This is a genomic window from Bacteroidales bacterium, from assembly GCA_023228145.1.
In the GTDB taxonomy this organism is placed as follows: Bacteria; Bacteroidota; Bacteroidia; order Bacteroidales; family CAIWKO01; genus CAIWKO01.
The window spans coordinates 1-20335 of record JALOBU010000038.1; the positions used below are offsets into that span (position 1 = coordinate 1).

The 20335-nt window shown below is 37.0% G+C and carries 19 protein-coding genes; 11 read left to right on the plus strand and 8 right to left on the minus strand.

What is annotated here, in order from left to right:
* Positions 1-342: 342 nt before the first annotated feature.
* The 3 genes from folD (at position 343) to M0R16_12865 (ending at position 3922) form a co-directional block, all read left to right on the plus strand.
* Complete coding sequence (gene folD / locus M0R16_12855) at positions 343-1224, plus strand: bifunctional methylenetetrahydrofolate dehydrogenase/methenyltetrahydrofolate cyclohydrolase FolD (protein MCK9613762.1); 882 nt, start codon at positions 343-345, stop codon at positions 1222-1224.
* Positions 1224-1853, plus strand: coding sequence for a 7-carboxy-7-deazaguanine synthase QueE (locus tag M0R16_12860; protein MCK9613763.1), 630 nt, complete (start codon positions 1224-1226; stop codon positions 1851-1853). Before folD ends, M0R16_12860 begins: the two co-directional genes overlap by 1 nt.
* A gap of 125 nt (positions 1854-1978) precedes the next feature.
* Positions 1979-3922 (plus strand): OmpA family protein, encoded by a 1944-nt coding sequence (locus tag M0R16_12865; protein ID MCK9613764.1) that lies wholly within the window; start codon positions 1979-1981, stop codon positions 3920-3922.
* A 34-nt stretch (positions 3923-3956) separates the two neighbouring features.
* On the opposite strand, the gene M0R16_12870 is transcribed toward M0R16_12865, so the two are convergent.
* The gene (locus M0R16_12870; protein ID MCK9613765.1) at positions 3957-4463 is read right to left on the minus strand and encodes a hypothetical protein; all 507 of its coding nucleotides are present in this window, start codon (positions 4461-4463) and stop codon (positions 3957-3959) included.
* 164 nt (positions 4464-4627) lie between these two features.
* On the opposite strand from M0R16_12870, the gene M0R16_12875 reads away from it, so the two are divergent.
* Positions 4628-5056: a DoxX family protein gene (locus M0R16_12875; GenBank protein MCK9613766.1), complete on the plus strand. Its 429-nt coding sequence runs from the start codon at positions 4628-4630 to the stop codon at positions 5054-5056.
* Positions 5057-5155: 99 nt separating this feature from the next.
* Here M0R16_12875 and M0R16_12880 read toward each other — a convergent pair whose 3' ends face one another.
* From M0R16_12880 to M0R16_12900, 5 genes are all read right to left on the minus strand, one after another.
* Positions 5156-6403 carry a DUF1015 family protein gene (locus M0R16_12880; GenBank protein ID MCK9613767.1) on the minus strand — a complete coding sequence of 416 codons (1248 nt, stop codon included), beginning with the start codon at positions 6401-6403 and terminating at the stop codon, positions 5156-5158.
* An 87-nt stretch (positions 6404-6490) separates the two neighbouring features.
* Positions 6491-6928, minus strand: a complete 438-nt coding sequence (locus tag M0R16_12885) for a four helix bundle protein (protein ID MCK9613768.1) — start codon at positions 6926-6928, stop codon at positions 6491-6493.
* A 33-nt stretch (positions 6929-6961) separates the two neighbouring features.
* Positions 6962-7888: a 3-phosphoglycerate dehydrogenase gene (locus M0R16_12890; GenBank protein ID MCK9613769.1), complete on the minus strand. Its 927-nt coding sequence runs from the start codon at positions 7886-7888 to the stop codon at positions 6962-6964.
* A gap of 144 nt (positions 7889-8032) precedes the next feature.
* A complete protein-coding gene (serC, locus tag M0R16_12895; GenBank protein MCK9613770.1) occupies positions 8033-9106 on the minus strand; it encodes a 3-phosphoserine/phosphohydroxythreonine transaminase in 1074 nt (357 codons plus the stop codon).
* A 118-nt stretch (positions 9107-9224) separates the two neighbouring features.
* Complete coding sequence (locus M0R16_12900) at positions 9225-10247, minus strand: hypothetical protein (GenBank protein ID MCK9613771.1); 1023 nt, start codon at positions 10245-10247, stop codon at positions 9225-9227.
* 70 nt (positions 10248-10317) lie between these two features.
* Between M0R16_12900 and M0R16_12905 the strand changes: the two genes are divergently transcribed.
* The 5 genes from M0R16_12905 to M0R16_12925 all read left to right on the plus strand — a co-directional run bounded on the left by M0R16_12905 (position 10318) and on the right by M0R16_12925 (position 16319).
* A complete protein-coding gene (locus tag M0R16_12905) occupies positions 10318-11388 on the plus strand; it encodes an acyl-CoA reductase (protein ID MCK9613772.1) in 1071 nt (356 codons plus the stop codon).
* 171 nt (positions 11389-11559) lie between these two features.
* Positions 11560-11886 (plus strand): type B 50S ribosomal protein L31, encoded by a 327-nt coding sequence (locus M0R16_12910; GenBank protein MCK9613773.1) that lies wholly within the window; start codon positions 11560-11562, stop codon positions 11884-11886.
* A 143-nt stretch (positions 11887-12029) separates the two neighbouring features.
* The gene (locus M0R16_12915; GenBank protein MCK9613774.1) at positions 12030-13259 is read left to right on the plus strand and encodes a GlmU family protein; all 1230 of its coding nucleotides are present in this window, start codon (positions 12030-12032) and stop codon (positions 13257-13259) included.
* Between the two features lie 121 nt (positions 13260-13380).
* A complete protein-coding gene (gene lon, locus M0R16_12920) occupies positions 13381-15837 on the plus strand; it encodes an endopeptidase La (GenBank protein ID MCK9613775.1) in 2457 nt (818 codons plus the stop codon).
* A complete protein-coding gene (locus tag M0R16_12925) occupies positions 15834-16319 on the plus strand; it encodes a nucleoside deaminase (protein MCK9613776.1) in 486 nt (161 codons plus the stop codon). The genes lon and M0R16_12925 overlap by 4 nt, the downstream gene beginning before the upstream one ends.
* Here M0R16_12925 and M0R16_12930 read toward each other — a convergent pair.
* Together M0R16_12930 and M0R16_12935 are read right to left on the minus strand one after the other, a co-directional pair.
* Positions 16313-16852, minus strand: a complete 540-nt coding sequence (locus M0R16_12930; protein ID MCK9613777.1) for an O-acetyl-ADP-ribose deacetylase — start codon at positions 16850-16852, stop codon at positions 16313-16315. The two genes, M0R16_12925 and M0R16_12930, sit on opposite strands and share 7 nt — an antisense overlap.
* Complete coding sequence (locus tag M0R16_12935; protein ID MCK9613778.1) at positions 16842-17642, minus strand: inositol monophosphatase; 801 nt, start codon at positions 17640-17642, stop codon at positions 16842-16844. The genes M0R16_12930 and M0R16_12935 overlap by 11 nt, the downstream gene beginning before the upstream one ends.
* A gap of 410 nt (positions 17643-18052) precedes the next feature.
* On the opposite strand from M0R16_12935, the gene M0R16_12940 reads away from it, so the two are divergent.
* Positions 18053-19291, plus strand: coding sequence for a cytochrome c biogenesis protein ResB (locus M0R16_12940; protein ID MCK9613779.1), 1239 nt, complete (start codon positions 18053-18055; stop codon positions 19289-19291).
* Between the two features lie 13 nt (positions 19292-19304).
* Positions 19305-20099, plus strand: a complete 795-nt coding sequence (ccsA, locus tag M0R16_12945) for a cytochrome c biogenesis protein CcsA (GenBank protein ID MCK9613780.1) — start codon at positions 19305-19307, stop codon at positions 20097-20099.
* Positions 20100-20335 lie beyond the last annotated feature (236 nt).

Below are 20335 nucleotides of genomic sequence, written 5' to 3' on the forward strand. Positions count from 1 at the left end.
TAAATATGGTTTTATTATAAATTCAAAAAATAATTTTATGTGTTCTTTTATACCATTTATAATACAAATACTTACAAAAATATGAGGTTTGAAATATTATAAAATTAATTGTTACCATTAATCAAGGCATATAAGATATTTATGGGGCAAATATAATATATGAAATATTAAAAAGCAAGTAAAAAACGAAATATTTAATTTGGGAATTTACACTAATTGTTGTATTTATTTTTTTGTTTTTATGAATTTCTACAAGATTAAATTTTGAGGAAACTACAGTATTATTAAATAGCAATCGAATAGATTCGTTTTAATGATGTATTTTTGTCAAAAAAATTTTTTATGATGTTACTTGACGGAAAACTTATTGCGCAGGAAATTAAAACCGAAATTGCCAATGAAGTACGAAAGTTGTTGGCTAAAACAGGCAAAACTCCGCATCTGGCAGCAGTTTTGGTTGGCGAAGACCCTGCCAGTCAAACTTATGTGGCATCCAAAGAAAAAGCATGCAAGGAAGCCGGTTTTATTTCTTCAGTATATAAGTATCATGCAAATATTACAGAAAAAGAATTGCTGGATGTAGTTAATTTTCTGAACAATGATGACGAAATTGATGGGTTTATTGTACAGTTGCCCTTGCCGAAACATATCAACCAGCATAAAGTAATTGAAAGCATAGACCCACGGAAAGATGTGGATGGCTTTCACCCGGTCAATATTGGCAGGATGTTGCTGGGATTGCCTTGTTTTTTGCCCGCCACACCTTTTGGCATCGTTAAGCTTCTTGAAAGATACAAAATTGAAACGGAAGGGAAGAGTTGTGTGATATTAGGGCGAAGCAATATTGTGGGGTCGCCTCTAAGTGTTTTGCTTTCCCGCAATGCCAATCCGGGAAACTGTACGGTGACTCTTTGCCACAGCAAAACTGTAAATCTTAAAAAAATTTGTCAGCACGCAGATATTTTGGTTGCGGCCATTGGTAAATGCGAAATGGTAACAGCCGACATGGTGAAGGAGGGAGCAGTGGTTATTGATGTTGGCATTCACCGAGTGGCTGACGAAACAAAAAAGTCAGGATTCCGTCTGAAAGGTGATGTAAAATTTGATGAAGTTGCCAAAAAATGTTCTTATATAACTCCTGTACCGGGAGGTGTGGGGCCTATGACGATAACGGGTTTGCTTATGAATACCCTCCTGGCGAACAAAAATGAACTTTACCACTAATGAATGAAACAGCAAAACATCTTTCGGAAGGCAGGTTGCTTCCATTGATGGAAGAGTTTTACAGCTTGCAGGGAGAAGGATTTCATACAGGCAGCCCTGCATGGTTTATACGCTTGGCCGGTTGTGACGTTGCTTGTTCATGGTGTGATGTGAAAGCTTCGTGGGATGCGGATTTATATCCTTTAGTTGCTGCTGACGATATTGTTAGCCATGCATTGCAATGCCCTGCAAAAGCTGTTGTTGTTACAGGCGGCGAACCACTTCAATGCAATCTTGACTACTTATGTTCTTTACTCAAAAAAAATAGCATTCAAACTTTTCTTGAAACTTCTGGCTCGGAAATATTAAGCGGACAATGGAATTGGGTTTGCCTTTCACCGAAAAAAAACGCCCCACCCCTGGATATATTTTATTTGGTAGCGAACGAGCTTAAGGTTGTTATCTCTGATTGCAGCGATTTTGAGTGGGCAGAAAAATGTGCAAAAAAAGTCAACAAACATTGTCGGCTTTTTCTTCAGCCGGAATGGCGCCGCTACGATGGCATGATAAAAAAAATTGCAGATTATATAATGCAAAATCCTCTTTGGCGCATTTCGCTTCAGTCTCATAAATTCATGCGCATACCGTAAAAGTATTATTCAAAATGTAAATGGAGCGTTAGATTTTGATGCATTCTATACTATTGCACTGTGGACTGATATTTGCAAAATAAAACTACATTTGTGAAGTTATAATTATACAACAACCTTTCCCGATGTTAAAAATAAAAACCTTATTCTTATTGCTTTGTATCATATTCTGTGCAGCCATGGTTTCAGGGCAAATAAATTATACAACAAAAAATTCAAAAGCCATCAAACTTTTCGACAAGGCAATGGAATATTTTCAACAAAAAGATTATATGTATTGTGAATCCAGTTTGCTGAAGGCCATAAAAGAAGATGAATATTTTATTGAAGCTCACATGTTACTAGGACAGATTTATGATGAACAGAAAAAATATGAACAAGCTATTATCTCATATAATAAGGTAATTGAAATTGATCCGGATTTTTTTTCGGGCATATATTTTAATGTCGCCGACATACAGTTTTCTTTAGGTAAATATGAGGATGCCCGCACAAACCTCGAAAAATACCTTTCTTATGATAAGTTAGAACCCCGCGTTTCCCAAAAAGCAACTTTTTTATTAAAATGTTGTGAGTTTGCTATTTATGCCATCAAAAACCCCGTACCTTTCAACCCTGTGAATCTGGGCGACAGTGTTAACTCAACCAATAATGAATATTCTCCTTCTCTAACTGTTGATGAGCAAACGCTTGTTATTACAGTACTCAGACCCAGTGATCAATACACCATACACTCATTTGATAAAGAAGAAGATTTTTATATGAGCACCAAACTACCTGATGGTACATGGACCATGAGCCGCAGAATGGGCAGTCCGCTTAATTCACATGGCAACGAGGGAGCGCAAACTATCTCTCCAGATGGGAAAACACTTTATTTTACTATTTGTAACCGTTCTGATGGCATGGGAAGCTGTGATTTATATGTTTCCGAAAGGAAGGGAAACACTTGGACGAATCCCCAAAATATGGGAGTGCGTGTAAATTCTTCCACATGGGACTCACAGCCGAGCATTTCACCCGATGGCAAGACACTATATTTTGCCAGTGCACGTCAGGGTGGAAAAGGAAGCATGGATATATGGAAAACAAAACGTGATGAAAATGGCGTATGGTCAAGCCCTGTGAATCTCGGCGACTCCATTAATACTCCACAATCAGAAATGTCGCCATTCATACACTCTGATGGAAAAACACTTTATTTCACTTCTACGGGACATCCTGGGATGGGAGGACTTGATATTTTCTACTCCAAAATGGATGAGAAAGGCATTTGGTCAAAACCGAAAAATATCGGATACCCAATTAACACATATAACGATGAAGGTTATCTCATTGTGAATGCCAAAGGGGATAAAGCCTATTTTTCATCAGATAAACTCGGAGGTGTCGGTGGCATGGATATTTATTCCTTTGACCTTTATGAAGAAGCCCGACCCACTGCAGTTACCTATATGAAAGGCATAGTTTATGACGCCAAAACAAAAAAACGACTGCAGGCACAATTTGAACTTACGGACTTAACTACTTCTGAGGACATAGTACAATCTGCATCCGATGCCGTTACCGGTGAATTTCTGGTGAGCGTGCCCACAAACAGAAACTATGCCCTTAGTGTTTCCAAAGAAGGATATTTGTTCTATTCTGAAAATTTTGAATTAAAAGGAGACCATAGCAAACTGAAACCCTTTATTAAAGATATTTACTTGCAGCCTATTGAAACGGGGGGGGTAGTAGTCCTGAAAAATATCTTCTTTGACTTTGACAAGTTCGACTTGAAACCCGAATCGCAGGTGGAACTTAACCGGCTTGTTGGTTTACTGAATCAAAATAAATCTATGAAAATTGAAATCGGTGGACATACCGACAACAAGGGTTCTGCTGAATATAATCAAAAACTGTCTGAAAACCGCGCCCGTTCAGTTTACGAATTCCTTATTGCCAAAGGCATTGATAAAACGCGCCTTTCATATAAAGGTTATGGGCTTACTCATCCTATTGACACCAACGACACTGACGAAGGACGTGCCAACAACCGCCGTACAGAGTTTAAAGTTATCAGTAAGTGATATAGGAAAATAAGAAAATGATTATTAGCTGAGCTTATTTAAAAACCTCGTCATTACATTCTTTAGCAATTTTCTCACATCCGGCCACATCCTGGTCGGCTTCCAGAAATGATGCATAATTTGCCTCCAGTTTGCTCAGATAACACTCCACCCATTCGTCTTTTTTATCGCCAAATGCTGACATATCGCTGCTTTCCATTTCCTGATAAAACCGGCTTCTGTCAGCTTCCGGCCATCGTTTTACTTCGGGCATATCTCCGAAAATTTCATCGCTGCACCCTTCAGCATATTTTTCACAACCCGCTTCGTCGTTGTCGGCTTCTTCAAAGCTGGTATAATTGGCTTCCAGTTTTTTAAGATAACAATCTACCCATTCATCTTTACTTTCCCCGAAGCCCGAGAGGTCAATGCTTAGCATTTCCTTATAATATTTTTCTTTATCGGATTCAGACCATTTGCCTTTTTTACTTCCAAAATTGCAGGAAGCAATGCTTGTAGCAAAAATTATCAGTAGTAAAAGAATAAAATTCTTGTTTTTCATGTTACTGGTTTTAGTTTGTTTTCATGTTAAAATTTATAAACAAAAAAACAAATATATAAAAATTTTTATTGAAGTAAAATTCACTTTTTATAAAGGTGTCAGAAAAAATATTTTCTGGCCCGGTTTTTGTTTAGAAGCATTCCAAATAATAAAAAACACTTGAAATGAAAAAAAACATATTATTATCATTTGTACCCCATACAGCTTTTCTTATATTGCGAATAGGAATAGGCATAATGTTTATGTTTCATGGAATGCCCAAACTATTTGCAGGAGCGCAAACCTGGGAGTTTTTAGGTTCACAGATGTCCGTGATTGGAATTTCTTTTGCCCCGGTGTTCTGGGGTTTTATGGCTGCCTTATCGGAGTCGTTAGGAGGGTTATTGCTGATTTTGGGTTTGTTTACAAGGCCTGCAGCTTTATTAATGCTTTTTACCATGTTCATTGCAGCACTGATGCATTTTACCAACGGTGATGGGTTGAAAGGAGCATCACATGCTATAGAAATGGCAATAGTATTTTCAACTGTATTGATTGCAGGTTCAGGGAAGTTAAGTCTTGACCATCTTTTTTTCGCTAGCAGGAAAAAATAAAAAAATTCGGAGAAGGAATCACATAATGTTATCTCTTCTCCGTATTTTTTGTGAATTAAGCGAAAAAACAAAATCTGTTTTTTATACAGAAAAGGCTTATTAATCCAATGTATGAACCACAAGTCCGCTGCGAAGTTTAGGCTCAAACCATGTGGTTTTTGGAGGCATGATATTGCCAGTATCGGCAATATTTATGAGCTGATTCATGGAAACCGGATACAGGGCAAATGCTGCTTTCATTTCACCTGAGTCCACGCGTTTTTTTAATTCACCCAGCCCTCGTATTCCGCCAACAAAGTCAATGCGTTTATCTGTACGCAAATCTTTAATGTTTAAAACTTCATACAGTACAAGCTTTGAAAGAATAGTAACATCCAGTATGCCGATTGGGTCTGAATCATTATATGTGCCGGGCTTTGCAGTAAGCGAATACCATTTTCCTTCCAGATAGAGACTAAAATTATGCAATTTATCAGGTTTGTAGATGTCGTTGCCTTTTAATTCAATGGCGAAAACATCTTCAAGTTTTTTCAGAAATTCATCAGGACTGAGGTTATTTAGGTCTTTCACAACTCTGTTATAATCTATAATGGTAAGTTGGTTGGCCGGAAAATGAACAGCAAGGAAAAAATTATATTCTTCATTGCCTTTGTGATTGGGATTATTTTTTCTTTTCTCGTTACCTACCAGGGCTGCGGCTGCGGTGCGGTGGTGCCCGTCAGCCACATAGGTATATGGTATTTTGCTGAATAATTCAATTATCCTTGTAATAATTTCTTCATCAAGTACCACCCAAAAATGGTGTCCAAATCCATCAGCTGAGGTGAAATCGTATTCAGGAGCGTTGTTTTTTACGAAATCATCAACAATGCTGTCAATTTCTTTTACAGCAGGATAAGTGAAGAATACAGGCTCCATATTTGCATTTGTATTGCGAACATGCTTCATGCGGTCTTCCTCTTTCTCTTTGCGTGTAAGCTCATGCTTTTTGATGATGCCATTCATATAGTCATCCACTCCGGCGCAGCCAACAATGCCATACTGTGTTTTCCCGTTCATGGTCTGTGCGTAAATATACAGGCAGTCTTTATCATCAGGCAACAGCCATTTTTTTTCACGGAAAATTTTGAAGTTTTCAACGCCTTTGTCATATACTTCCGGGTCGTGTTCATCAACTTCGGGGCAGAGGTCTATCTCGGGCTTGATGATATGAAGCAATGAGTACTCGTTACCGTCGGCTTCAATACGTGCTTCCTTTGAATTGAGCACATCATAAGGTCTTGATGCAACAAGGTAAGCGATATTTTTTGGTGGGCGCAGCCCTTTAAATGCTTTGAGAATAGCCATAAATTTTTTGTTTTATTTGTTTGACATAAAAAAGCAATACCTGAAGAGGTTTCACATCAGATAAGGTAAGTAAAAAAATTGGTTTTATTAACTTTTATCAAAGGGCGGTTGGATATCATCTTCTTCATCTGTCTTCTCCCCTGGTTTTTCGCTTCGCTGCAATGATGCTATCAGCGCTCCTACCATTTTAGTCATTTCTATCAGAGTGTTTCTTGATTCATCAGCCGCTATTTTATCCAGAAAATTTAATTTCTGAGCAATAGTAGTTAGAACAATACATTCCCTGATGGAGCTTTTTGCCATTTTCAGGTAATAGATAAATTGTGTTTTGTTCCTGCCCGAGCCTTCAGCAATGTTGATGGCGATGGCTTGTGCTGAAAGTATCATTTTTCCTGCCAGTCCGTGTTTCCCTGCATCAGGAAATAACTCTGTATTTGAATACATCCAGAGAACATATTCAATCGCCTTGTTATAAATCCTAAGGTCTTCAAACCTGAAGAAAAAAGTAGGTCTTTCGTTTTCCATGAGAGTTATGTGTTGGTTAGTAAAGCATTAAGTTTAAAACTTGTTTACCTGAAAACCGGTATCTCCATGTTTTAAATAGGCAACAATTTGGTTTGCAGCAGCAAGTCCTGCATTGATATTGGCTTCGGAAGTTTCTGCCCCTTGTTTTTTTGGTGTGGCATAATAACGGTTCTCGTATTTGCCGTTTATTTCTGCATGGCAGTCGGGAGCAATGTCACTGACATATTTGAAGTCAGGGCGTTCCTCAAGAATGCGTTTCAGGGAATCTTCACAGATAACTTCCTTGCGAGCTGTATTTATCAGAGTGGCACCTTTTGGCATTTTCGACATCAGTTCATAATTGATGGATTTTTTTGTCTTGTCATTTGCAGGTATATGTAATGAAACATACTGACAGGTGCTGTAAAGTTCGTTAAGGTCTTTAACAACTTTTACACCGTCATGGGTAATTTTTTCTTCCGGGATAAAAGGGTCAAAAGCATAAACATCTATACCAAAGCCTTTGACAATGCCGGCTAACATTTTAGGGACATAACCGTAAGCATGCAGCCCTAGTTTTTTTCCTTTCAGTTCGGATCCGGGGCCGCCTTTGAATTGTGAACGAGCCATAAACACCATCATTCCGGCGGCGAGTTCTGCCACAGCATTAGAGTTCTGCCCGGGAGTGTTCATTGCAACAATTTTTCGTTCGCTGGCAGCAGCAAGGTCAATATTGTCATAGCCGGCTCCGGCGCGAACAATTATTTTTAGGTTTTTAGCAGCGGCAATAACTTCTGCAGTGGCTTTGTCGCTTCGGATAATCATGGCGTCTACATCGCCAACAGCGCCGATAAGTTCTACTTTGTCGGTATATTTTTCCAATAAAACGGTTTCAAAGCCGGCTTCATCAAAAATTTTTTTAATACCGTTAACAGCAGCAGCTGCAAAGGGTTTTTCGGTTGCTATAAGTACTTTTGCCATAACAAATAATTTTAATGTGTGTATTTTATTTTTAAATTAAACAATGGTTTGAACAACGAAAGTAAAAAATTTTTTTGTTAAAGGAAAGAAAAAGGATAAAATAGTTTTTAGCGAAAACTATTTATCCTTTTTGCAGGAAATAAATTATGCTTTGGAACTTTCAAATTCTTTCATGCAGTCCACAAGGGCTTGTACACTTTCTATCGGCAGGGCATTGTAAGTCGAAGCTCTAAAACCTCCTACAGAACGATGGCCTTTAATGCCGACCATGCCTTTTGATTTTGCAAAGTTCATAAACTCTTCTTCGAGTTGCTGGTAGCCTTCTTTCATCACGAAACAGATATTCATGAGAGAACGTGACTCTTTTTCAACGGTTCCGGTAAAAATTTTACTGTTATCAATAGCATCATAAAGCAATGCAGCTTTTTTCTTATTCATTTCTTCCATCACTTTTACGCCGCCAAGAGCTTTGAGCCAGCGCAGAGTTTCCATAATGGTGTAAATCGGAAGGCAGGGAGGGGTATTGAACATCGAGCCTCCATCAATGTGTGTTCTGTAGTCCAACATGGAAGGTATTTTACGGCTAACTTTTCCGAGTGTATCTTCCTTCACTACAACAAAAGTAGTACCAGCTGGACCGATGTTTTTCTGTGCGCCGCCATATATCATGGCGTATTTGGAAACATCTACAGGTCTGCTGAAAATATCCGACGACATGTCAGCAATAAGGGGGATAGGGCTGTCCATGTCATACCTTATCTCCGAGCCGTAAATAGTGTTGTTGGTGGTAATGTGCATATAATCTGCATCAGCAGGGATTTTCCATCCTTTTGGAATGTACGTGAAATTTTTATCTGCTGAAGAAGCAACAATTTGCACTTCCCCAAAAAGCTTTGCTTCCTTGATGGCTTTTTTAGCCCATACACCCGTTTCAAGATAAGCTGCCTTCTTTTCAAAAAAGTTAAATGGTACCATACAAAACTGCATGCTGGCACCGCCACCTAAAAATAATACATGGTAACCTTCAGGGATATTTAATAGCTCTTTAAAAAGTGCAACGGCTTCGTCAATAATTGCCTGAAAATCTTTGCTTCTGTGTGAAATCTCCAGGACGGACATCCCTATTCCGTTAAGTTCAAGAACGGCTTTTGCCGTGTTTTCAATGGCAACCCTCGGCAATATGGAGGGGCCGGCGTTAAAATTGTGTACTTTTTTCATTAATATAAAGTTTTATAAATTGTTATTACTATTTTTATTTAAATTTTCTTTACAAAGTAAAGTTTTTTTACTGATATAAAAAAATCACTTCGGGTTAATACGATTTTTATTTTTTTTCTTAGAGTTGCGGCTCTCTGAATTTTTTATTATGCTTGGGTTTGGGATTACGGGCATCCACATCTCTAACGAATACCCATTTTCCATTCTCAAATATAAATCCATCAAATATATTTGTTTCAGGAACATAAAACTGGTATTGCCCTTCAAGGTCAGCTGCGTATTTTGATGTGCGCGGGTCAACGGGCGTTAAGCGGTCAAATACTATCATATCCGCTTTTGTAGTTTTAATTTTTGCAGGTATCTTCTTGTTTGCACGTAGTGCTTTGTTGGCTTTTTTATTTTTGGAAGTGTATTTTTGTTTTATTGTTTTGGCAGGCTTGGTTATTTCATGAATCATTTGATTATCAAAACGTAATAACATAGTGGTGCGGGAAGAATATTCAAATATCATACGGTAGTTTTTTTCTTTATTCTTTTTAAACATAAACTTTCCGAAGACAGGTGTGCCGTTGGAGCGAAACGTCATCACTTCAATGATTTTTTTTGTTGTCAGGCTGTTGTTGCCTTTCCATCCTAACAATGTATAAACTTTCTTCCCTTGATAATGTGTAAAAATGATTTTATAGTAAATAGCCCCAAACCATTTTTTATGGTCAGTAACTTCTGTGGAGGGAGAAATAAATTCTGCTGTTTTATCTGTCATAGGAATAAAATACTTTGGGTAATCTTCTTTGGGGTTGTGTAAGATGTATCCGAAATAATCAAATTCTCCGTTTTCTTTTGCAATACCCCAGGTGATAAGTTTGAATTTTTTATCCGGAGAAATTTGTACGGAGAGTTTTTTTAAGGAATCAAAAGGAAAATCAAAATATTTTTCAGAATTAAAGATTTCATTAAGTAGTTGAAGAAGTTTCTCATTGGCAGCATACTTTTCGAAGTCGGGAGTTTCGCTGGTAATAACATCCGTTTGTTTTTTTAGTTGCCGGAGTTGTTGTTCAATATTCTGAGCATACAACTGCAAAGAAAAAAAACTCATAAGTGCAAAAAAAATGAAACTTCTGGGCATGTCTGCTGATATCATTTTTTTAACGGAGAAGTTGCTATGTTTATTATAAAAAGTTTATTTTCGCTTTTTTTCAAATCCTTCCCAATTGAGTACGCAAATATACAAATTTGTAAATCATAATAAGAACTTCGCTTTGCTTGGAGAGTTTCTTTGTGATTTTATTACAGATGGCAATAGCATTAATAGTTTTTTGAATGATTTGCTCAGGAGTGCTATCAGTAAAAGTATTGTTTCAAATGGTTTTTTTATGGAGATACATATCATCGAGGCAATTAAATCCATTGCTAAAATGTTGAATCCTCAAAAAATAGAAGAGTGGACAAGTGGTTATCCTGAGTTGCAAAACGAAAAATCAATACATAAAAAAGTGGGAGTGGTGTTAGCAGGCAACATTCCCATGGTAGGTTTTCACGATATGATGTCTGTCTTGATTTCCGGTAATATTTTTATTGGGAAATTATCGCATAATGACAGGTTTTTATTGCCTGCCATAGCAGAAATTTTGTTTCATATTGATGAAGAATACCGCAAACTTATTTTTTTTACAGAGGAAAAACTTACAAATTTTGATGCTGTTATTGCCACTGGCAGCAATAATTCGACAAGGTATTTCGAGTATTATTTTCAAAGATTCCCTCACATAATTCGCAAAAACCGGAATAGTATTGCCATATTAAATGGGGAAGAAACAGATGAAGACTTATGCTTACTGGCCAATGATATTTTTATGTATTTCGGCCTCGGTTGCCGCAATGTGTCAAAGTTATACTTTCCCATGGGATATGAAATTGGCGTTCTTCCTACCTGTTTTAAGCATTATTCATTTTTGTCTGACCATAATAAGTATAAAAATAATTATGATTATTATAAAGCAATTTTCATGCTTGATAAGAAAAAATTTTATGATGGAGTTTTTTTTATCCTGAATGAAGATAGAAGTTTATTATCACCAATTTCTGTTATAAACTATGAATTTTATAATGATGTTCAATCTTTGGAAACAGATATTTTAAAATATTTTGATAAATTACAATGTATTGTAGGAAAAGAAATAACAAAATTTCCTCTTATTCCATTTGGCAAAACACAGTCACCAGAATTGTGGGATTATGCTGACAATATAGATACAATAAGTTTTTTATTGAATCTTTATTAAAAAATAAGTTAATGTTTAATTTAAATAAAAATATAAGTACTTGTAAAACAGAATATATAAAAAACTAAAAAATATAAATATTATTTGAATTAATAAAAAAAATCTCTGAAAACATTGTTTGTTAAATAAAGTAGAGTATCTTTGCGGTCAGAATTTTGAAAAAATAAAGATATGAAGAAAAACATTCATCCAAAAGAGTACCGTCTGGTTGTGTTTAAAGATATGTCTAATGAATATTCTTTTATTACACGTTCCACAGTGCAAACGAAAGAGACTATTGTTTGGGAAGATGGGAAGGAATACCCACTGGTGAAGCTTGAAATTTCCCACACCTCGCATCCCTTTTATACCGGCAAAATGAAATTTGTGGATACTGCCGGGCGTGTGGATAAATTCCGAAGCCGTTATAAAAAACATCTGGAGAGCAAAAAGGGAGAACGTGCTAAGGAAGAACCAAAGGAAGATCCGAAGAATAATGAACCCTCCGGAGAAAAATAAAATCATTTTTATATTTTATGCCCCTGCAAATTTTGCAGGGTTTTTTTTTGTCAAATTTTAACAATTTTTTGTTGTCTGTTGGTTAATAAAATTTTTGTTGTTATGTAAATTATCATTAATATTGCTTGTTTAAAAAAATGTTTATGAATTTTATTTTGTTTGATGATTCATCCCGCTCAGATATGTTTCCCATGACGCTGACACGGCCTGTGGCTGACCTGCGCCTTGGAATACTTACTATTAGGGAAAAATGGGAAAAATACCTTAAAACAACTACTTCTACACTTACAGAAAAATATCTTAGTGTAAAATATCCTTTAGTGAAAGGAAAAAGCAACATACTTATTAATGGCTCGGTATGTCCTAATGCTGCAATAGTAAAACAGGTGGTTGCTCTGAAACCAGATGAAGCGCTTGTATTTGGTGATTATATCATTGCCATGAATGTTGTTGAAAAAGACCTTGGCGTTGTTGAAATGCTGGATACATCAAAAAATGATGAAAATGACTCTGACAGATTGGACGAGATTGAATGCAATGTCCCACATATTAGAGTAACATACCCATGGGATTTGTTTTCTTATGATGCACAGGCAATTGCAGACGATTATAATTTACTGACCAAAAACAGGAAGTCTAAAACATTAAGTGCTACCAACCAATTGATTTGTCCTGAAAATATTTTTGTTGAGTCTGGAGTTAAAGCAGAATGTGTTACTATCAATGCTTCAACAGGGCCTGTATATATAGGGAAGGACGCAGAGATTATGGAAGGAAGCATGATTAGAGGGCCCTTTGCTTTATGTGAAGGCGCCGTAATAAAAATGGGTGCAAAAATTTATGGGCCTGTTACTATTGGTCCTTATTCGAAGGTGGGCGGAGAAGTCAGTAACTCGGTAATTTTTGGTTATACCAATAAAGCACACGATGGATTTCTTGGTAGCTCAGTTTTGGGTGAATGGTGTAATATCGGAGCTGATTCCAATAACTCAAACCTAAAAAATACTTACGATGAGGTAAAAGCCTGGAACTATACTCAAGAAAAGTTTATCCCCACAGGCCTTAAATTTTGCGGACTTATCATGGGCGACCACTCAAAATGTGGTATTAATACTATGTTTAACACCGGCACAGTCATTGGGGTTAACTCAAATATAGTCGGCCATGGTTTTCAACGAAATTTTATTCCTTCATTCAGCTGGGGCAATTCTGTAACCGGATATACTACCTATGATATTGTCAAAGCAATAGATGTAGCCAAAATTGTATATGAAAGAAGGGGGATAGAATTCGGGCAAGTGGAACAGGAACTCTTAAAAAGCGTTTTTGAACTTACTTTTGCATACAGGAAAAAAGTAAGATTTGTTAAGTAACTTTTTTTTAAAAAAATCGTTGTAGCGTAATACTGGCATTTTTATTGTCATATTATTGTACTTGTATTTTTATTAGATATTTATTGTTTTAAACTGACAACTTGTCACAATAACTTTTATTATGGAATTTTCTACTGAATGGGATAGAAGAAAAAAGTTACTAAGCCTGATGGATAATGAAACTGAATTCATTCCTTTATTTACGCCAGAGGATGAAGAACAGATGAATTCTGAGGCATTACCCAAGACATTGCCCTTGCTGCCTCTTCGAAATACTGTTTTATATCCTGGTGTGGTGATACCTATTACTGTGGGCCGTGATAAATCAATACGGCTTATTAAGGAAGCTTATCGTTCAAAAAAAGCTATCGGAGTGGTAGCACAAAAAGATTCAAACATTGAAGAACCGGTATTTGAAGATTTATATACAGTTGGCACTGTAGCTCACATCATCAAAACGCTTCACATGCCCGATGGGAGCACAACTGTGATTATACAGGGGAAAAAAAGATTTACATTGCTGGGACTTATTTCCATTGAGCCGTATTTTACTGCCCAGGTTGCCGATTTTATTACTACTGAAACAACCGTAAAGGAAAAGAAATTTCAGGCACTGATTTCTTCACTAAAAGACATGGCAATACAAATTGCAAAGCAATCACCCAATATTCCATCTGATGCTGCTTTTGCAATAAAAAATATTGAAAGCCCTTCTTTCCTCGTCAATTTCATATCCTCAAACTTGAATATTGAAATTACTGAAAAACAAAAACTGCTCGAAACAGTAGATATCACTGAACGGGCAAACCTGGTGCTTAACTCCCTTGTGAAAGAGCTGCAGATGATAGAGCTGAAAAACCAGATTCAGAATAAAGTGAAGTCCGACCTTGACAAACAGCAGCGTGATTTTCTTTTACAGCAACAGATAAAACAAATACAGGAAGAACTGGGAGAAAATCCACAGGAGCAGTTTATTAAGGAGTTAAAAGAAAAAGCTACTAAGAAAAAATGGAAAGAGGAAGTAGCTCATGTTTTTGAACGCGATTTGTCGAAACTGCAGCGTATGAACCCTCATGCGGCCGAATATTCAGTGCATACGAATTATCTTGAAACTCTTGTGGAACTTCCGTGGAATGAATGTACCGAAGATAATTTTGACCTGAACAACGCGCAGCGAATATTAGATGAAGACCATTATGGACTTGAAAAGGTCAAAGAACGTATTATTGAATACCTGGCTATATTAAAAGTGAAAAACGATATGAAGTCACCTATACTTTGTCTTATAGGTCCTCCGGGAGTTGGAAAGACTTCATTAGGAAAGTCAATTGCTAGAGCGCTGGAAAGAAAATATGTTCGAATGTCTTTAGGAGGATTGCGCGATGAGGCAGAGTTACGGGGGCACAGAAAGACATATATCGGCGCTATGCCGGGACGTATCATCCAAAATTTGAAAAAGGCAAAATCAGCGAACCCTGTTTTTGTTCTTGACGAGATAGACAAAGTGAGCGGAAATAATGTCAATGGTGATCCGCAGGCTGCTTTGCTGGAAATTCTTGACCCGGAACAAAACACTAACTTTTATGACAATTTCCTTGAATTGGATTTTGACCTGTCGAGAGTAATGTTCATTGCAACGGCTAACAATTTATCAACTATATACCCTGCACTACGTGACCGCATGGAAATCATAGACCTGAGTGGTTACATAATGGAAGAAAAAATCCAGATTGCACAAAGACACCTGGTGCCAAAGCAGCTCAGAGAACACGGGCTGAAAGACAAACAAATAGTTTTTTCTGATAAAATTATCGAGCTTATCATTGATGATTACACCCGTGAATCCGGCGTAAGGGCGTTGGAAAGAACTATAGCAAAAATTATCCGAAACAGAATAAAATATATTGCCAAAGATGAAAAATATAATAAGAAAATAAAACCTGAGGAGCTTAAAGAAATTTTGGGTAATCCTTCTTACCATAAAGACAAAGATATTCCTGCTGATATTGCCGGAGTAATTACAGGGCTTGCCTGGACAATGTTTGGCGGGGAAATATTGTTTATCGAAGTGAGCTTAAGCAAAGGCAAAGGGAATTTAGCTCTGACAGGAAACCTTGGCGATGTCATGAAAGAATCCGCAAGTATCGCTTATGAATATCTTAAGGCTCATGCACAACTTTTAAATATCAGTAATACTATTTTTGAAGAATGGAATGTGCATATTCATATTCCCGAAGGCGCAACGCCGAAAGACGGGCCTTCAGCAGGTATTACGATGTTTACTGCCTTGGTATCTGCATTTACGCAGAGAAAACCCCGTAAGAATATTGCCATGACAGGCGAGATAACTTTACGTGGAAAAGTTTTACCGGTTGGAGGAATTAAAGAAAAAATACTGGCAGCCAAGAGAGCAAAAATAACCGATATTATACTTTCAAAAGAAAATATCAAGGACGTGGAGGAAATAAATAAAAGGTATCTTGAAGGATTGAATTTTTTCTATGTAACAAGTATGCTGGAAGTATGTGAAATTGCCCTGATGAAAACAAAAGTTTCCAATCCCCTTGTTTTTGCATGAACGAATTAAATACGCTACATAAGAAATTTATCAGTCTTGCTGTAGATATGGCATTACAAAATGTCGCCTCAGGCAAGGGAGGGCCTTTTGCTGCCCTTGTTGTGAAGGATAAAAACATTGTTGGCAAAGGAACTAACCTCGTTACTTTAACAAATGACCCTACAGCACATGCAGAGGTTGTTGCTATCAGGGACGCCTGTAAAAATTTAAACAACTTTCAGCTTTCGGACTGCGAAATATACTGCAGCTGCGAACCTTGCCCCATGTGTTTGGGGGCTATTTTCTGGACCAGGCCTAAAGCTGTTTATTTTGCCGCGTCACAGGCCGATGCATCAGGTGCCGGATTTGATGATTCATTCATTTATGAACAACTTAAAATTGAACACTCCCAACGTTCGATACCTTTTATAAAGATTCCTACGGAAGATGCCACTACACCATTTACCTGCTGGAAAGAAAAAAATGATAAAATTGATTACTGATATAAGTCAGAATTAAAGATATTTCTTAACAACTCAGCGTATATTTTCAGGTTATCCTCGTCATAACAAACAAAAAAAACTTTCTTTATGGTGTTGTTATTTTTTAAAAACTCAGCAACTTCACTGATGGCTATTCTTGCTGCCTGCACTTTCGGAAAATGATATACCCCCGTGCTGATATTAGGGAATGCTATGGTTTTAATATTGTTTTTTACGGCCAGGTTGAGGCAATTCCAATAGCAGGAAGCAAGCAATTCTGCTTCATTGTTTTTTCCTCCATGCCATACTGGGCCGACAGTATGAATGATATATGCGGCTGGTAATAAATATCCTTTTGTTATTTTTGCTTCACCCGTTTCGCAGCCTTTCAGTGTCATACATTCCTGTAACAGCATTTTGCCTGCTGCCCTGTGGATAGCCCCGTCAACGCCGCCGCCGCCAAGCAGACTTTTATTGGCTGCGTTAACAATAGCGTCAACTTTCAGCGAAGTAATATCTGCGGAAATATTTTCTATTCTTTCTTTAATTGCCATAAAAATATTTGTTTATGAGAGATAATAGCTTTTTATCCACTTGATTGTTGGAAGCAATAATTTCCTTGCCGAAAAGATAATTGTTGTTACCCCTGAAGTCACAAACTCTACCTCCGGCTTGTTGTAAAATTATGGAGCCGGCTGCTACATCCCACGGATTCAGATTGTATTCATAAAATATATCAAAGCGTCCACATGCTACATAAACAATGTCTGCAGCTGCTGAGCCCAGGCGCCTGATGCCATGCGACTCGAACATGATTGCTTCAAGAAGTTTCATGTATTCCTTCATCTTTGAATAGTCCTTACTTGGAAAACCTGTGGCAATGAATGATTCGGAAAGTAAAGCCGTGTCGGAAACCCTGATAATTTTATTATTAAGAAAAGCTTTGCTGTTGATATGCGCATAGAAACATTCACCGAGACTTACTTCATAAACAACACCGAGTATTTCCCTGTCATGTTCCATAAGTGCAATGCTCACAGAATATGGTGCCAGGCCGTGAATGTAATTTGTAGTGCCGTCCAGAGGGTCAATTATCCAGTTGTATTGTTTTTCTGTCCTGTTTTGATGGCTTTCTTCAGCAAGTACGCCGGCTTCGGGAAAGAGTTTTCTTAATTCATTTATTAGAAAAGCTTCTGAGGTTTTGTCAGCATAAGTGACGAAGTCATGAGATGATTTCATTTCAACATTACTCCGTGTAATTTTATGCATTTCCGATTTTATAAAAGCTCCGGCTTCATGAGCAATGGAACAGACATTTTTTGTCAGTTTGTCAAGGTTTATCATTCTTAATAAAAATATCCGGTAAAATTATAATAAAAATAAAATGCTTTGTTGATAATTTAGGTTTATAAAATATATACGCCACTCCCAGGCATCCATGCTTTTGATATTTGATGCCTTGTATTATGGCCTCAGGGTATTTATTATATAATGTGAGCTAAAAACTCTTCCCCCGAAAGCAGGCTGCATCACTTTTTCATCAAGGTGTTTTCTGATGACCTTGTTGTCGTTATCCGAGATATTTGCCTCTGTATAAGTGCATGATTGCAATTGAAAGAAAAAATAAAGGATGAAATAAAAATAATTTTTGTAATAAATCTCATGAATTAATTTTAAAATTATAATGTGTAAAACTAAAATAAATTCAGTAATAAAATTACATTCGTATTTTTGTAACTGATTTTTGCATAACCATGAACCCGAAAGAATTCAATACGGGAACAAAAAATTTTTTTTTATCTTTTCTCTGGGAGTACAGGGGAAGTTTCCTGATTTCTTTTTGTATTCTATTTACAGGGTTCATTATTGAATACATCACAGGGGGGAAAGGCATTGCCTTGCCCGGATGGCCTGCCAATCTGATAATGTTAACCCTTTTCATTGCTTACATTATTACTTTTCATATCATTGTAACCCATCCGATAAAAAAATGGCTTTCAGGACATCATGCAGCGGTGTCAGTTATTACAACTTTTGTTTTCTTGATACTTCTTATGGCTTTCATTCCACAGGGAGAGTTAGGGAGCAAATCCTTTGTTTCACAAATAGGTTTGACACATGTAATCAGAAGCTGGCCTTATTTTTTAATAAGTATGTTTTTGTTGTTTATATTGGGCCTGACAATATTGCGTCGTTTTTTGCCATTTAGTTTTAGAAATTTTGCATTTACTCTGAATCATCTGGGTTTATTTATTGTGCTTTCAGCAGCTTCACTTGGCGCTGCTGACACTTATACACTGAGCATGGTGCTTAATGAGAATCAAATTACAAAAATAGCTCAAGGGGAAAGTGGTAAACATTATGAGATAGACTTTGGAATAGAGTTATTGAGATTCAAAATGGATGAATACCCGCCTCAAATATTTATGGTCTCGGAAAAAGGAGAAATATTATATCCGCACAAAAAACCGCTGGAAGCTGGAAAAGGCAATAAAGAAATGCGTGGTAACTGGTTGCTGGAAGTGCAGGAATATATTGAAAATGCGTACAAGGATAGTATGGTTTATTTTTCTACCACTGCTTTCGGTAGTGCTCCGGCCGCAAAACTTATGGCTCATAACACTCAAACAGGCAAAACCCTGACGGGCTGGGTGAGTTGTGGTAGCATGTTTGTTTCCCCCGAATATTTTATATTGTCAGAAACCGAAAAAATTGCGATGACGGTTCCACATCCCAAAAAATTTTCTTCACTAATTAAGTTGCATTATATGCAAAATGAAACCAAAGACATAACTGTTGAGGTAAATCAACCTGCTAAATTCAGGGGATGGACCATTTACCAAAGTGGCTATGATGCAGAAATGGGTAAGTGGTCAACGCGAAGTATAGTTCAACTTGTAAGAGACCCATGGCTGCCGGTTGTTTATGCAGGTTTCTTTATGATAATTGCAGGAGCGTTGTATCTTTTATGGCTGGGAAAAATAAAACGCTAAAATTTATGGAGGTATGACCTGGACAGATTATAATTTAATTGTATTGTTATGCTGCATTTTGTGGCTGAAAGGAATCATACTGCTGATACCGAAAGAGAAACTGTTTACCGGCTTGTCGCAGGTTTTCTTAATTTCAGGGACGATACTATTAGCGTTTTTTATGGCAGGTTTATGGATAAGCCTTGAAAGACCTTTGTTTCGAACACTGGCAGAAACCCGATTGTGGTATTCTTTATTTCTGAGTGTGATAGGAATAGTTATTTATTATAGGTGGAAATATAAATGGATGCCTGTTTATTGCACGCTGATGGCGATGCTTTTCCTGATGATAAATTATTTCAGGCCGGATACTTTTGATAAAACACTCATGCCTGCGCTGCAAAGCCCCTGGTTCATACCTCATGTGGTAGTTTATATGGTAAGCTATGCTTTCATGGCCGCTGCATGGATAATAGGTATTGCCGGATTGAATAAATTATATCGTAAAAAACCCACAGAAAACATTCTGCGAATTGCTGATAATATTGTTTATGTCGGATTTGCTTTTCTGACTTTCGGGATGTTGTTTGGCGCTTTATGGGCTAAGGTTGCTTGGGGCACATACTGGTCATGGGATCCTAAAGAAACATGGGCGTTGTTATCCTGGTTGTTTTACCTGCTATATATTCATATTAGAATTGATAAAAACACGAATCCTAGCTTCTCCCTATGGATACTTGCATTATCTTTTATTATTCTTCTAATCTGTTGGTTTGGAATTAACTATATTCCTGCTGCAAAAGATAGTATTCATATTTATTCAAAATAATTTGTTTTTATAATTTAAATTATCTTCGTATGCAACCTTATTTTTGTTGAATTTGGGTTATAGAGAATTAGCACTTTGTGTTGAAAAAACAATTTCCGCTTACCTGATGAATTCCTGACTTCTGACGTTTAGTGCGGTAAAATATTCCATTTTGAAATCAGTTTCTCCAGAGGGCTTTTCATAATGCTTTTTATTGGCGACCGAAAAGTGAAATTTTCTTTCGTTAAATTATCTTG